The organism is Microbacter sp. GSS18, assembly GCA_029319145.1.
Lineage (GTDB): Bacteria > Actinomycetota > Actinomycetes > Actinomycetales > Microbacteriaceae > Microbacterium.
In genome coordinates this window covers 2,110,162-2,125,154 of record CP119753.1, presented here as the reverse complement: position 1 = coordinate 2,125,154, position 14,993 = coordinate 2,110,162, and the positions used below count along the sequence as shown (strand labels likewise).

12 protein-coding genes are annotated in these 14,993 nt (G+C 72.2%); 7 read left to right on the top strand and 5 right to left on the bottom strand.

Going from position 1 to position 14,993, the window contains the following annotated elements; genetic code table 11:
* Window positions 1–384: 384 nt before the first annotated feature.
* Complete coding sequence (guaB, locus tag P0L94_09885) at window positions 385–1,887, top strand: IMP dehydrogenase (protein ID WES62770.1); 1,503 nt, start codon at window positions 385–387, stop codon at window positions 1,885–1,887.
* A gap of 10 nt (window positions 1,888–1,897) precedes the next feature.
* On the opposite strand, the gene P0L94_09880 is transcribed toward guaB, so the two are convergent.
* Window positions 1,898–3,325, bottom strand: coding sequence for a hypothetical protein (locus P0L94_09880; protein ID WES62769.1), 1,428 nt, complete (start codon window positions 3,323–3,325; stop codon window positions 1,898–1,900).
* A gap of 193 nt (window positions 3,326–3,518) precedes the next feature.
* Window positions 3,519–3,923, bottom strand: a complete 405-nt coding sequence (locus P0L94_09875) for a nitroreductase/quinone reductase family protein (GenBank protein ID WES62768.1) — start codon at window positions 3,921–3,923, stop codon at window positions 3,519–3,521.
* 105 nt (window positions 3,924–4,028) lie between these two features.
* On the opposite strand from P0L94_09875, the gene P0L94_09870 reads away from it, so the two are divergent.
* The 6 genes from P0L94_09870 (at window position 4,029) to P0L94_09845 (ending at window position 10,273) form a co-directional block, all read left to right on the top strand.
* A complete protein-coding gene (locus tag P0L94_09870; GenBank protein ID WES62767.1) occupies window positions 4,029–4,307 on the top strand; it encodes a DUF2277 domain-containing protein in 279 nt (92 codons plus the stop codon).
* Window positions 4,308–4,484: 177 nt separating this feature from the next.
* Window positions 4,485–5,603, top strand: coding sequence for a GuaB3 family IMP dehydrogenase-related protein (locus tag P0L94_09865; GenBank protein ID WES66310.1), 1,119 nt, complete (start codon window positions 4,485–4,487; stop codon window positions 5,601–5,603).
* Entirely contained in the window at window positions 5,600–6,643 is a 1,044-nt protein-coding gene (locus tag P0L94_09860; GenBank protein WES62766.1) for an SURF1 family cytochrome oxidase biogenesis protein, read from the top strand. The genes P0L94_09865 and P0L94_09860 overlap by 4 nt, the downstream gene beginning before the upstream one ends.
* A 10-nt stretch (window positions 6,644–6,653) precedes the next feature.
* On the top strand, window positions 6,654–7,145 hold the full coding sequence (locus P0L94_09855; GenBank protein ID WES62765.1) for a DUF3817 domain-containing protein: 492 nt from the start codon (window positions 6,654–6,656) through the stop codon (window positions 7,143–7,145).
* On the top strand, window positions 7,142–8,725 hold the full coding sequence (gene guaA / locus P0L94_09850) for a glutamine-hydrolyzing GMP synthase (protein ID WES62764.1): 1,584 nt from the start codon (window positions 7,142–7,144) through the stop codon (window positions 8,723–8,725). Before P0L94_09855 ends, guaA begins: the two co-directional genes overlap by 4 nt.
* A 183-nt stretch (window positions 8,726–8,908) precedes the next feature.
* Complete coding sequence (locus tag P0L94_09845; protein ID WES62763.1) at window positions 8,909–10,273, top strand: glycosyltransferase; 1,365 nt, start codon at window positions 8,909–8,911, stop codon at window positions 10,271–10,273.
* A 328-nt stretch (window positions 10,274–10,601) separates the two neighbouring features.
* On the opposite strand, the gene ligD is transcribed toward P0L94_09845, so the two are convergent.
* The 3 genes from ligD to P0L94_09830 all read right to left on the bottom strand — a co-directional run bounded on the left by ligD (window position 10,602) and on the right by P0L94_09830 (window position 14,960).
* Window positions 10,602–11,843 carry a non-homologous end-joining DNA ligase gene (ligD, locus tag P0L94_09840; GenBank protein WES62762.1) on the bottom strand — a complete coding sequence of 414 codons (1,242 nt, stop codon included), beginning with the start codon at window positions 11,841–11,843 and terminating at the stop codon, window positions 10,602–10,604.
* Between the two features lie 44 nt (window positions 11,844–11,887).
* On the bottom strand, window positions 11,888–13,945 hold the full coding sequence (locus P0L94_09835; protein ID WES62761.1) for an alpha/beta fold hydrolase: 2,058 nt from the start codon (window positions 13,943–13,945) through the stop codon (window positions 11,888–11,890).
* Between the two features lie 100 nt (window positions 13,946–14,045).
* Complete coding sequence (locus P0L94_09830; protein ID WES62760.1) at window positions 14,046–14,960, bottom strand: Bax inhibitor-1/YccA family protein; 915 nt, start codon at window positions 14,958–14,960, stop codon at window positions 14,046–14,048.
* Between the last annotated feature and the right edge of the window lie 33 nt (window positions 14,961–14,993).

Sequence of the window (14,993 nt, the reverse complement as noted above, 5' to 3'; positions counted from 1 at the left end):
CAGGGCGATGCGACCTCAGTCGTAGGACTCACGAAACCTCCCAGTCCGGCACCACGCGCGCCGAGGCTCGGGTCGCATCGGCCGTGATGATCGACGGTACGAGCGTAATGTGTCAGCAGTGTTTCACCGATGAAACTCCGTCGCGCCGTGACCGAATCGGAATCCGGTCCCCGAGGACGCCGTGGCCGCGGTCGAACGCGCCCAGGAGGCGCTGGGTGCGCGCGTCGCCTCCCGGCGCCCCGGTCCAGGCCCTCGCGCGCGCGGGAACAAAAGCGTGCGTCGGACGATTACAATCTGATGTCGGCGCATTCTGCGCGCCGGCCGTCGTCGTCCCCCCTCGAGCACAGCGCCCGATGCACGCGAACCGCGGGCGCAGGAGAATCCATGGAGCAGCACGATCCCTTCGGCTTCGTCGGCCTGACCTACGACGACGTCCTCCTTCTGCCGGGGCACACCGACGTCATCCCCAGCGAGGCCGACACGTCCTCCCATGTGACGCGTCGCATCACGGTCGCGACGCCGCTCATCTCGGCGGCCATGGACACCGTGACCGAGACGCGCCTGGCGATCGCGATCGCGCGCGAGGGCGGCATCGGGATCATCCACCGCAATCTCTCCATCGCCGACCAGGCCAAGATGGTCGACCGCGTCAAGCGCAGTGAGTCGGGCATGATCACCGACCCGATCACCACGACCCCCGACGCCACGATCGAAGAGGTCGACGGGCTGTGCGCGCAGTACCGCATCTCGGGTCTGCCGGTGATCGACGAGGGCGGCCGCCTCGTCGGCATCGTCACCAACCGCGACATGCGCTTCGTGTCGGGCTTCGAGCGGCAGACGACCCTCGTCAAGGACGTCATGACCAGCGAGGGCCTGGTGACCGGCAAGGTCGGCATCGGCGCCAACGAGGTCATCGCGCTGTTCGCCGAGCACCGCGTCGAGAAGCTCCCGCTCATCGACGACGACGGCAAGCTCGCGGGCCTGATCACGATCAAGGACTTCGACAAGAGCGAGAAGTATCCGCTCGCGACCAAGGACGAGCACGGGCGTCTGCGCGTCGGCGCGGCCATCGGCTTCTTCGGCGACGCGTGGGAGCGCGCCGAGGCGCTGCGCGACGCCGGTGTCGACGTCGTCGTCGTCGACACCGCCAACGGGCAGTCCGCGGGCGTCATCGACATGGTCCGCCGCATCAAGGCCGACCCCACGTTCGACCACATCGACGTCATCGGCGGCAACGTCGCCACGCGCGAGGGAGCCCAGGCGCTCATCGACGCGGGTGTCGACGCCGTCAAGGTCGGCGTCGGCCCGGGCTCGATCTGCACGACGCGCATCGTCGCGGGCGTGGGCGTGCCCCAGGTCACGGCGATCTACGAGGCGTCGCTGGCCGCCCGCGAGGCCGGCATCCCGGTCATCGCCGACGGTGGCCTGCAGTACTCCGGCGACATCGCCAAGGCGCTCGTCGCCGGCGCCGACAGCGTCATGCTGGGGTCGCTGCTGGCCGGCACCGACGAGTCGCCGGGAGAGGTGGTCTTCCAGGGCGGCAAGCAGTTCAAGCTGTACCGCGGCATGGGATCCCTCGGCGCGCTGCAGACGCGCGGCAAGAAGACGTCCTACTCCAAGGACCGCTACTTCCAGGCCGACGTCCCCAACGACGACAAGCTCATCCCCGAGGGCATCGAGGGCCAGGTCGCCTATCGCGGTCCGGTCTCGGCCGTGGCGTATCAGCTGGTCGGGGGCCTGCGTCAGTCCATGTTCTACGTCGGCGCCCGCACCGTCGACGAGCTGAAGGCGAAGGGCAAGTTCGTCCGCATCACCTCGGCCGGCCTCAAGGAGTCGCACCCGCACGACGTGCAGATCGTCGTCGAGGCGCCCAACTACAAGCGCTGATTCTCGCTGTTCACCAACGTGTGAACAGCAGGTGCAGCACCACGAGCGCGCTCGAGACCTGCACGATGAGCCCCGCGCGCTGCCACCGCATCGGCAGCAGCGCCGTGCCCACGAGCATCCACGGCACGAACGGCAGCCAGATCCGCTCCACCTCGGCGCGGCTCATCTGCGACGCCGTCGCCAGCAGGCACATCGCCACGCCCGCGAGGGCGAGCATCGCGACCGCGCGACGGCCGCGGGGCTCGGCGGTGGGGCGGATGCCGTCGACGACGGCCGCTCCGATCCCGGCGCCGACCCACGGCCCCGCGCTCACGGCGACCGCCGCGAGGTCCGCCCACGTCCAATAGGCGCCGGGGCGATCGCTCGCGATCCCCGCCCAGTAGCGCTCCCGCAGCACGGGGAAGGCCTCCCACCACGCGAAGCCGAAAGCCGCGAACGCCAGGACGACGGCGAGTCCGCCCGCGGCCACCCACGGGATCGGGTGCCACGAGCGGGCGAGCCACAGCACCGTGAGGGCGAGCACGGCCAGCAGCGGCAGGCCGTAGGACATCATGACGCAGTACCCGTACAGCAGCCCTGCCCCGAGCGAGCCCGCGATCATCACACCGGTGCGCCGGGTGGTCGCGGCGATCGCGAGCACGAACGTCGCCCACGCGGCGACGGCCGCGAACATCGCGTCCGCCGAAACGCACATCCAGATGGCGGCCGGGCCCACGGCCAGGAACGGCGCGGCGCGCCGCGCGAGGTCCTCGGACCCGAGCAGCCGTGTCGTCTGCAGCACCGCGATCGCGGTCGTCCCCGCGATGAGCGTGATGACGATGCCGGCCGCGATCGCACCGCCGAGCCCGATCGCCACCAGCGCGACGAAGAACAGCGTCGCGCCCGGAGGGTGGCCGGCCACGTGCACGGCCCAGTTGTCCTCGGCGTCGATCGGGATGCGCTCGATGAAGCCGCTGAGGAAGGCCGGGACATCCGCGACGACGATGCGGGCGGTGCGCAGGTACTCGGTCTTCTCGTCGAGGATGCCGCCGATGCCGTACCAGCCGTCGATGAGCCCGAGCGCCAGCATCCACGCGACGCCCCAGCCGTAGACGACCCACAGCAGGCGGCGCCACGACCACCCGGCGGCGCGCGGCGCGTACACGACGGTGAGGACCGCCAGCAGGATCGCCGCGGGCGTGCCGGGCCCGATGCCCGGGTCCCATATCGCGTGCAGCGGCGGGAAGTGCCCGGCGCGGACGTTCCAGCCGGTCGCGGCCGGGACGATGACGGATGCCGCGATGAGCAGCACCGTGACGATCAGCCCGATGATTCCCGCGAGCGAGCGAGCGCTCTCGCCGTCCCCGGAGCCGGTCGCACGGTCGGGCGCGGAGGGCTGCGGCCCGCGCCGGCGGCCCGCCGGGCTTCCGGCATCCGCTCTTTCGCCGCTGGTGTCCACGGCTCCAGCCTGGCAGGGGCCCGCCCGTCGCGCCGGTTACAGAATGCTGACGTGCGGCTGCTCCGGGATTCGGAGCGTACGCCGTCCGACGGATCGTCCGGCCCCGACGCTCCGACGACGCGGTGTCTCTCCGAGTCCCGATGCCCACCGCGTCGCCCGCATGCGAGGGGAGCGGATGCCGGCGGCGGCCGACTCAGCCCGCGAGCGGCGTCAGTATCGCCACGGGGATCGTGCGGCCTGCCTTGGCCGCGTAGCGGGAGACGCCCGGCACGCTCGCGACGATCTCGGCCCAGCGCGCGTCCCGCTCGGCGCCGGTGAGCTCCCGGACCGTCGCGGGGAACTCCCGGCCGCCCTCCTGGACGGTCGTCGCTCCGGCCGCGCGCAGGTTTCGGAACCAGTCCGGATCGCGTGGCGCGCCGGCGCCGGTGCCCCACACCACGTAGGCGTCGCCGTCGCGCAGCGACGCCACGCACGCCGACCGCGGCTCGCCGGACCGACGTCCCGGCGTCGTCAGCAGCAGAACGCTCGAGGCACCCGAGCCGCGCAGGGCCCTGCCGTCCGTGCGCCGGTACAGCCACACGCCCAGCCGTGCATCCATCCGCGTGAACAAGCGTCGCGCCGCCATCGGGCACCCCCGTGCCGATCATCCCACCGCCGACGCGGGGTGTCGATGCGTGCCGCGCGCGGGCGTATCGTCGGCCGCATGTGCCGTAGCATCCACACCCTCCACAACTTCGAGCCGGCTGCCACGTCGGACGAGGTGCATGCCGCCGCGCTGCAGTACGTGCGCAAGATCGCGGGCACGACCAGGCCCTCCAAGGCCAACCAGGAGGCCTTCGACCGCGCCGTCCACGACATCGCCCATGTCACGCAGCACCTGCTCGACGACCTCGTCACGAGCGCGCCGCCCAAGAACCGCGAGGAGGAGGCGGCGAAGGCCCGCGCCCGCGCCGTCGCGTCCGGGCGGTACTCGGCGGCGTAGCACCGCTCGCCGTCGAGAGCACATGCTGTCGCCGAGAGCACACGCCGTGCACGCGAGCGGCGTGTGCGCTCGGGCAGAGCATGTGCGCTCGCCGCCGCCGGTGAGCGGTGCGAAGCGCGCAGCGCCCGCACGCCTCGGGTAGCGGGGGACCCCGGACGGTAGGCTGGTCGCGTGACCATGGAGATCGAACTCGGCCGCGCCAAGCGCGCCCGCCGCGCGTACACGTTCGACGACATCGCGGTCGTGCCCTCGCGGCGCACGCGCAACCCCGAAGACGTCTCGACGGCGTGGTCGATCGACGCGTTCCAGTTCGACATCCCCGTGCTCGGCGCGCCGATGGACTCGGTCGTCAGCCCCGCGACCGCCATCATGCTCGGCAAGCTCGGCGGACTGGGCGTCCTCGACCTCGAGGGCCTGTGGACGCGCTACGACGACCCCGAGCCGCTGCTCGAGGAGATCGCGTCTCTGCCGGATGCCGGCGCCACGCGCCGCATGCAGGAGCTGTACTCCGAGCCGATCAAGCCCGAGCTCGTGCGGGACCGCCTCGCCGAGATCCGCGCGGCCGGGGTCACGGTCGCCGGTTCCCTCACACCGCAGCGCACGCAGCAGCTGTACGAGACGGTCGTGGCCGCAGGCGTCGACCTGTTCGTCATCCGCGGCACCACCGTCTCCGCCGAGCACGTCTCGAGCGTCGAGCAGCCGCTGAACCTCAAGAAGTTCATCTACGACCTGGACGTCCCCGTCATCGTCGGCGGTGCCGCGACCTACACCGCGGCCCTGCACCTGATGCGCACGGGAGCTGCCGGCGTGCTCGTCGGCTTCGGCGGGGGAGCGGCGTCCACCACGCGCGCGACCCTCGGCGTGCACATGCCGATGGCGACCGCGGTCGCCGACGTGGCCGGCGCCCGCCGCGACTACCTCGACGAGTCGGGCGGCCGCTACGTGCACGTCATCGCCGACGGCGGAGTGGGCACGTCCGGCGACATCGTCAAGGCGCTCGCCATGGGGGCGGATGCCGTCATGCTCGGCGTCGCGCTCGCGCGTGCCACCGACGCTCCGGGGCGCGGGTTCCACTGGGGCCCCGAGGCGCACCACTCGCGCCTGCCGCGCGGCCGCCGCGTGACCGTGGACCAGGTCGGCCCCCTGGAGTCGGTGCTGTACGGCCCGGCGCCCGTCGCCGACGGCACGGCCAATCTGATCGGGGCGCTGCGCAAGTCCATGGCCACGACCGGCTACTCCGACCTGAAGGAGTTCCAGCGGGTCGAGGTCGTCGTGGCCCCGTACGCCACACGATGACGGACGGGTCGCCCGGCCCCGAGGCCGAGGACGCGGCGGACGGATCGCCCGGCCCCGAGGCCGAGGACGCGGCGGCCCGCGAACCCGACGACGCCGTCCTCGGGGAGGGCGACGGGCCCGCCCGCACAGGGATCGCCGAACCGGAGGACGAGGTCTTCCCGCCGACGCTGCGCGAGGTCATGATCCGGCCCCGCTGGATCGCGCTGCTGCTGCTGTGCCTCGTCGTCGCCGGCGTGTTCGCGTGGCTCGGGCAGTGGCAGCTCGCCCGCGCCATCACCACCGACCCGCTGCCCCCCGGCGTCACCGAGGAGGTGCGGCCGATCGACGAGGTCGTCGAGCCCGGCGCGTACCTTCCCGAGCCGCTCGTCGGCCAGAAGGTCGCGGTGAGCGGCTGGTGGATCGACACCGACTTCCTCATCGTCGGATCGCGCTTCAACGACGGCGCCGAGGGCTACTGGGTCACCGGCCAGTTCCGGCTGTGGGACGGCGAGGGCGGCTTCGACCAGGGCGACCCCGTCTCGCTCGCCGTCGCGGTCGGCTGGGCCCCCACGCTCGAGGCCGCACAGCAGGCGGCGGCCGATCTCGAGGAGCAGACCGCCGCGACCGACGTCGACGTGCCGGCCGAGTTGACGGGGCGCCTCGTGTCCGATGAGGGGACGTCGCTGCCGCCGCGGGACGGCGATCCGTGGGCGATGGACCGCATGTCGCCGGCCATGCTGCTGGGCCAGTGGAACGACGTCGAGGACCTGTCGGTGTACCGCGCGTACCTCGTGTCGGACGAGCCGTGGGGCGGCCTCGAGGCGATCTCGTCGCCGGCACCCGAAGAGTCCGGTGCGGTGAACTGGCTGAACCTGTTCTACGCCGCCGAGTGGGCCATCTTCGCCGGGTTCGCCTTCTACCTCTGGTACCGCCTCGCGCGCGACCAATGGGAGCGCGAAGTCGAGGATCTCGAGGACGTGAAGGCGGATGCCGCTGCCGCCGCATCCGGGCCCGCCGGCGACGATGACCCCGCGTCGGGCGCCCGGGGATCGGCGGACTAGACTGGAGGCCATGCCCCGCGCCCCCAAACTCGCCTCGTTCCCGGCGATCCGCGGAGCCCTGAAGTTCTACCAGATCGCGTCCGTCATCACGGGCACGATGCTGCTGCTGCTCGTGGCCGAGATGATCGTCAAGTACGGGTTCGGGTACGAGCTCTTCCTGGGCGGCTCCGGCGGGTTCCTGTGGTTCGCCCCTGTCGACGCGTTCGGAGAGTCCACCGGCGACGGATTCAACCTGTCGCTCGGCATCCTCGTCGCCCACGGCTGGTTCTACGTCGTGTACCTCTTCGCGTGCTTCCGCGTGTGGAGCCTCATGCGGTGGAACTTCATGCGGCTCGTTATGCTCGCCTCGGGCGGCATCGTGCCGCTTCTGTCGTTCTTCATGGAGGCGATCGTGGGCCGCGAGGTCAAGGCGTACCTGAAGCAGCGCGAAGACGAAGAGCTCCACACGCGGGCCGAGCGCTCGTCCCTCACCCACGAGATCCCGACGGAGAACAAGCGGTGACCCAGCAGACCGAGACCAGCCAGCGCCCCGTCCTCGTCGTCGACTTCGGCGCCCAGTACGCCCAGCTGATCGCGCGCCGTGTGCGCGAGGCCGGCGTGTACAGCGAGATCGTGCCGCACACGGCATCCGCTTCCGAGATCGCCGAGAAGGAGCCGATCGGCATCATCCTCTCGGGCGGGCCCTCGTCGGTGTACGAAGAGGGCGCGCCGCGGCTCGACCCCGGCGTGTTCGATCTGAACGTCCCCACCCTCGGCATCTGCTACGGCTTCCAGGTCATGGCCCAGGCCCTCGGCGGCGAGGTCGCCAACACCGGCCTGCGCGAGTACGGCGCCACCGACGCCAGCATCGTGCACGAAGAGAGCGTGCTGTTCGCCGGGCAGCCGGTGGAGCAGAACGTGTGGATGAGCCACGGAGACCAGGTCTCGCTGCCGCCCGCCGGCTTCGAGGTGCTCGCCCGCACCGGCGCGACGCCGGTCGCCGCGTTCGGCAGCGACGCGCGCCGCATGTACGGCGTGCAGTGGCACCCCGAGGTCAAGCACTCCGACCACGGTCAGAAGATCATCGAGAACTTCCTGCTGAAGGCGGCCGGGCTCCCCGCCGACTGGAACAGCGGAAACGTCATCGCCGAGCAGGTCGAGCGCATCCGCGCGCAGGTCGGCTCGGGCCGGGTGCTCTCGGCGCTGTCCGGCGGCGTCGACTCCGCCGTGTCGACGGCCCTCGTGCACGAGGCCGTCGGCGACCAGCTCGTCGCGGTCTTCGTCGACCATGGGCTCCTCCGCAAGGGCGAGCGCGAGCAGGTCGAGCAGGACTACGTCGCCTCGACCGGCGTGCGCCTGGTCACCGTCGACGCGCGCGAGACGTTCCTCACCGCCCTGGCCGGTGTCAGCGACCCCGAGGAGAAGCGCAAGATCATCGGGCGCGAATTCATCCGCGCCTTCGAGCAGGTCGAGCGCGAGCTCGTCGACGAGGCGAAGGCCGACGGCGAGCCGATCCGCTTCCTCGTGCAGGGGACGCTCTACCCCGACGTCGTCGAGTCCGGCGGCGGCACCGGCACCGCCAACATCAAGAGCCACCACAACGTCGGCGGGCTCCCCGAGGACCTGCAGTTCGAGCTCGTCGAGCCGCTGCGCACCCTGTTCAAGGACGAGGTGCGCGCGATCGGCCGCGAGCTCGGCCTCCCCGACGCGATCGTCGGCCGCCAGCCGTTCCCCGGCCCGGGCCTCGGCATCCGCATCGTCGGCGAGGTCACCGGCGACCGACTCGACATCCTGCGCGAGGCCGACGCGATCGCGCGCGAGGAGCTGACCAAGGCCGGCCTCGACGCCGAGATCTGGCAGTGCCCCGTCGTGCTCCTCGCCGACGTCCGCTCGGTGGGCGTGCAGGGCGACGGCCGCACGTACGGGCATCCGATCGTGCTGCGCCCCGTCTCGAGCGAGGACGCCATGACCGCCGATTGGACGCGCCTGCCGTACGACGTCCTGTCGCGCATCTCCAACCGCATCACGAACGAGGTCCGCGAGGTCAACCGCGTCGTGCTCGACGTCACCTCGAAGCCGCCGGGGACGATCGAGTGGGAGTGAGCTGACGAGCTCCGACGTGGTGCTGCCGGGCTCCGGGATGTCCCTTCCCCGCCGAGCCGGGGACCCCTGCACCCCGATCGTCGGGGAAGGGACATCCCTGCGCCCTCACCCCGAGGATCTCTCGAGCGGGGTGGAGGGTGTTCCCGCCGCGGGCGGGAGCACGGGAGGGGCAGGATGGATGGTGTGACGGAGCTGCCGGACGCCGAGTATCTGCTGCTGTCGAGCCGGCTCATCCCGGGGCTCGACGGCGGGTTCACCGTCGCCGCGCTCGCCCGCGGGCGGCTGCTCGAGGACGCCGGCGTCGCGCCGCTGCTGCTCACCCTCGACCCCGGGACGCCCGAGGACCATGCCGCCCACCGGCGCGACTTCGTCGCGCGCGGCGACGCGCGCTCCCTCGACGCGTTCCGCAACCTCTTCGACGACGCGGTCGCCGACCCGGCCTGGCTGCGCGCCGCCGCCACCCCGGGCCAGGCGGTGCCCGGTGTGGAGTACCGCGACATCCCGGGTGCCGACGGTGCCACGCTGCTGTCGCTCCCGGTCGTCCGCGATCCGGACTGGCATCTCACCGAGGCGCCGATCGTCGTCCCGGGCGCGGGGGTCATCGCGGGGTGGCGGGGACTGTACCGGGCGTGGCTGGAGCACGTCGTCCGGGGACTGCGCGAGCGTGCGGACGACCAGACGCGCCTGATCGTGGTCGTCATCGAGGCGCGTCAGCTCGGAGAGCTGCTCGCCGGCTGGGACGACCCCGACGTGCGTCTCGTGCACACGGTGCACAATTCCCACCTGCCGGCGCCGTACGACGATCCGGATGCCGCCATCGGCGGACTCTGGGGTCGCTGGCTCTCGCAGGCCGACCGCTTCGACGCCGTGCTGTGGCCCACCGCCGCCCAGCGGGACGAGGTCGTCGCCCGCTTCGGCGATCCCGGCACGTTCGCCGTCGTGCCCAACGGCATCGCGCTCGGCGCCGAGCCGCCCGACGCGGCATCCCGCGACGCGCACCTGGCGGTCATGGTCAACCGCCTGGCGCCCCAGAAGCGGGTGGACGTCGCGATCCGCGCGTGGCAGCGCGTCGTGCGCGAGGTCCCGGGCGCGCGTCTGGAGATCTACGGCGACGGTCCGCTGCGCACGGAGCTGCAGCGCCTCGTCGACGACCTCGGGCTCGCGTCGAGCGTGACGCTGCGAGGCGCCACGCGCGAGCGCGACGCGATCCTCGACACCGCGGCGGTGTTCATCTCGACATCCGACTTCGAAGGCCAGGGGCTCTCGATCGCCGAGGCCCTCGCCCGCGGTGTCGCCGTCGTCGCCACCGACGCCCGGTACGGTCCGCGCGAGACGATCGGCGATGCGGGGGTCGTGGTGCCCGTCGGCGACGCGGACGCCGTGGCGGCCGCCGTGATCGCCCTGCTGCAGAACGAGCCCCGCCGCGCGCAGCTCGCGACGGCCGCGCGTGCCGCCGCCCGCGCACTGGGGGCGGACGCCGTGCGACCCGCCCTCGTCGCCGCCCTCGCCGCGGCGGCGTCCCGGCCCAGTCGGCGCACCGGGTCCTGAGCCGCGCCGCCTTCCGGCGGCGCTCCTGGCCGCGCGAATCTCCACGGATCCGGTCCGTGACCTCGGCGCCCCGCTGCCGCGCGCCCGCGCGAAACTCCACGGATCCGGTCCGTGAACCCGGCGCCCCGCGGCCGCGCGCCAGAGCGAAACTCCACGGATCCGGCCGCGAACCCGGCGCGGGAGACCCGGCGGGGGTGATGCCGCCCCGGATTCGTGGAGTTCCGCCCGGTGCGGGCGGTCCGGGCGGGGTGATGCCGGCCCGGATTCGTGGAGTTCCGCCCGGTGCGCGCGGTCCGGCCGGGGTGATACCGCCCCGGATTCGTGCAACTCAGCCCGGGGAAGCAGGCCACGTCCGCCCGGCCCACGGGTCGTAGTCGGCCAGCAGCGGCTCCTGGTCGGGACGCCTGTCCTCGGGAACGTGCTGCAGATTGACCCGGACGCGGTACCACAGCGAACTCGAGCCGCGCATGCCGTCGATCAGGACGTCGGCCGGATGCAGCAGGACCGAGGCATCGGGATGCGCCGCCCGCCAGCGGGTCAGGGCATCCTCGGCCTCGGGCTTCGTGCGCGTGCGCGCGATCTCGATGAGCGGCATCGACGACACGCGTCTTCCCGAGCCGTCGCCGGACCGCGGCGGCTTCTCGGCCGGGCCGAGGCGCTCGGCGAGCTCGAGCAGGGCGTCGAGCGAGCCGGCCGCGTCGTCGATGCCCTCGTGCGGATCGCCGACCGTGGCGAAGCGCTCGGGCACGGTCGCGACCGTGAACTCCTCCGGGCGGCTTGCGCGCACCTCGTCCCACGTCAGCGGCGCCGACACGCGTGCGTCGGGCAGGGGGCGCACCGAGTAGGCGGATGCGACGGTGCGATCCTTGGCGTTCTGGTTGAAGTCGACGAACACGCTCTCGCCGCGCTCCTCCTTCCACCAGCGGGCGCTCGCCAGCCCGGGCGCGCGGTTCTCGAGCTCGCGCGCCAGGGCCTCCGCCGCGAGGCGCACCTGCCGGAAGTCCCAGCGCGGCGCGATGCGCACCAGGATGTGCAGCCCGCGCGAGCCGCTCGTCTTGGGCCAGCCGACGAGTCCGGCCTCGTCGAGCACGTCGCGGGCGACGAAGGCGGCGTCGACGATCTGCGTCCACGGCACGCCGGGCATCGGGTCGAGGTCGATGCGCAGCTCGTCGGGGTGATCGAGATCCTCGGCGCGCACGGGATGGGGGTTCAGGTCGAGGCAGCCGAGGTTCACGATCCACGCCAGTCCCGCGGCGTCGCGGATCACCGCCTCCTCGGCGGACGTCCCCCGCGCGTAGCGCAGCGTGGCGGTCTCGACGAAGGGCGGATGGTTCGCCGGCACGCGCTTCTGGAAGAACGGCTCGGCGTCGATCCCCTTCGGGAAGCGCTTGAGCACCATCGGACGTCCGGCCGCGCCGCGCAGCGCACCGTCGGCGACGGCGAGGTAGTACCGCACCAGATCGAGCTTGGTGATCCCGGCGGCGGGGAACACCGGCTTCGCGGGGCTCGAGATCCGCACGTCGTGCCCTGCGATCTCGATGACCTGCGCCTCGTCGCGGGAGGGGGCCATTCGGCCACGCTAGCCGTCGATCGTGCCGCGGACCAGACGTCCCGTCACAGCATCAGCAGGCCGTGGGCGAGGAGCCAGACGGTGAACACGATCGAGCCCGCTCCCGAGACCGACAGTGCGATGCGGTGGGCGAGCGTGCCGTCGTCCTGGAGCCACGCGCGCACGAGCAGCACGATCAGCAGGATCGTCATGACGATGCCGGCGAACGGCAGCAGCAGCATCGGCCACACCGCGGCCGGCAGCCCGAGGCTTCGCGTGACCGTGTCGGAGGAAACGAAGACGATCGCGATCCCCAGCGCGTAGAGCAGATTGAACGACGACGCCATCACCGCGGCCGCGACGGCTCCGGCCGGAATGTCGCCGCGCAGCCGCACGCGGCGACCGAGCGCGACCGCGATCCCGTAGCCGAGCGTCGCGATCATCACCAGCAGCGAGGCGATCAGGACGATCGTCGAGAAGGGCGACCGCTGCTGCACCAGCTCGCGATCCAGGCGGTACAGCGCCGTCGTCGGGTCGATCGTCGCGGTGGTGGCGTACCCGACCGCGGGCTGGTTCTCGACGCACGCGATGTCGATCTCGCCGGCGGGGTCGTTCAGGAACCTCCCGGCGATGATCGCGGCGCAGCCGTTGACATCGCGCTGCCACACCGATCCGTGCGACATGGGCGTGAACAGCTCGAGCCTTCCCGCCGACAGCGTCTCGACGGTCGCCTCCCCGACCGCGTTCGGCGCGATCGGATCGAAGGCGCCGACGGTCACGAGGGCCGGGACGTCGCTCGACACCGCGGCGGAGGCGCGATCGGTCAGCGCGGGGACCTCCCACGTGGCGCAGTCTGCGACGAGATCCACCGCGCCCAGGTGCGCCGCGATCGGGTCGGCCGCGTAGGCCTCGGCGACCGCCTCCTCATCGGAGAACGGCAGCACCTCGGCGCACTGCTGCGACAGGACGAGCCCTTCGGACCCGGTGCCATCGGCGTCGACGAGCAGCTGCGCCAGCGGCAGCGCGGCGTCGGCACTGCCCTCGGCCAGCTGGTCGATGACGAACGGCAGGGTCGGGACGACGCGTGCGTCGGCGAGTGCGCGCACGAGCCCGCGGGCGAGGGTCGTGTCGTCGAGGTCGAGCTGGACCGACCCGCCCGCCGGATCATCCACGGTGAGGGTGAAGGGCGCGGTCGCGGCCGACTCCAGGACCGTCCCGACGGTGGCCCGGAGGTCGGGATAGCGGTCGGCGCAGTCGGCATCCGCCTCGCACGTGGACGCGAGGTGGTCCACGGCGGCGCCGATCGATGCCGGCGCGGTCGCGATCGGGTCCACCTGCAGCGGGGCCGGCGCGTCGAGGATGACCGAGCGCAGCCCCTGCGGCACGTCCCGCATGGCGGTCAGGGCGAGGCGGGAGCCGTACCCGAGGCCGTAGAGGTTCCAGGTGTCGTATTCGAGCGCCGCCCGAAGATCGGCCAGATCCGCCGCCGAAGAGCGCGTCGTGTACGCGCCGAGGTCGACGCCCTCCGCGGTCACGCGCTCCCAGCACGCCGCCAGCAGCTCCTGGCGCTGCTCGACGCGGGTGGCGCCGGTCAGATAGACGCCGTCGACGGTGAGGTTCTCGGCGCTGACCTCGGGGCAGTCCAGCGACGGCTCGGCGAGCGGCTCGCCGCGCTGCTCGAGCACGATCACGTCGCGGGAGGTGGTCGCCCACCAGCCCTGCGTCAGGAAGTACTCAACGGCTTCGCGCATGCCGGCGCCGACCGCGCTGTTCGTCGGGAAGACCAGGGGGTCGGGCGCGGGGTCGCTCGAGGCGCTCGAGATCACCGCATAGGGCAGGGTGATGATCCGGGCGGGGTCTGCCGACTCGCCGCGGCGCTCGGCGACGACGAGCTCGCCGCAGTCGATGCGGTCGCCGGAGCCCTCGGGAACGGGCATGGGGCACTCGCTGCGGACCTTCGTCCCCGGCGTGGGCGCGGCGCTCGGCGTGGGATCCTCGGCGGATCCGGCGGCGGGGCTCGCGAGCGCCGTCGAGATCCCTGCCGTCAGCGCGATCGCCGTGACCGCCGCCGCGACGATCCGGATGACGCGACCCGGTGCGGGGATCGATCGGGACGCGGCCATGCCCGCCACTATACGGAGGATTCCGCGGGTGCCGCGCACGCCGTGCAGACACGACGAAGGGGGCCGCCCGGACGGGCGACCCCCTTCGTGGAGCGAAGCGTCAGTTGCTGCCGCGGACGATCGCGATGATGCGGAGGATCTCGACGTACAGCCACACGACGGTGACCATGATGCCGAAGCCGCCGAGCCAGCCGTACTGGCGGGGAGCGCCGTTGCGCACGCCCTGCTGGATCTGGTCGAAGTCGAGCACGAGCGAGTACGCGGCCATGATGACCACGAACACGCCGATGATCACGCCCCACGGGATGCCGAACAGGAAGCTCGGCTCGCTGCGCAGGCCGAAGGCGGAGTCGGTGACGCCGAAGAACATCAGGCCGATGTTGATGAGGCTGAAGACCAGGTAGCCGACCATCGCGACCAGGAAGATCTTCGTGGCGCGCTTCGAGGCGCGGATCTTGCCGCTGGCGAACAGCGCCAGCGTGACGCCGACGACCGTGAGGGTGCCGAGCGTCGCCTGGAGCACGATGCCCTCGTAGAACATCTCGAAGAAGGCCGAGATGCCGCCCACGAACAGGCCCTCGAAGGCCGCGTAGGCGAAGATCAGCGCGGGGCGCACCTTCTTGCGGGACGTGAAGATGATCACCATCGACAGCACGAAGCCGCCGAGGGCGCCGATGATCCACGGGAGCGCCGAGATCGTGCCGGTCGCGGCGACCGGGGCCATCGTCCACATCCAGCCGGCGACGGCGCCGATGAGCAGGATCGCGAACAGGCCCACGGTCTTCCAGACCGTGTCCTCGATGGTCATGCGGTCGGTCTCGCGGGCGCCGGCCGGCGGCGCGGCGTACATCCCCTCGAGGTTCGCCTGGGCGGCGGCATCCGTGCCGGCGCGCGCGATCGTGCTGTGCTGGCTCGGGACCCCGAGGTTCGCCGCCTGGGCGCCTCCGGGGTAGGTCTGAACTGCTCGCTGGTCCTGGAACGCCGGGTTGTTGAACGCGGGGTTGTTGAGGGCCACTGCTCTCACACTCCAAAGTCGGGGGTCTCACAG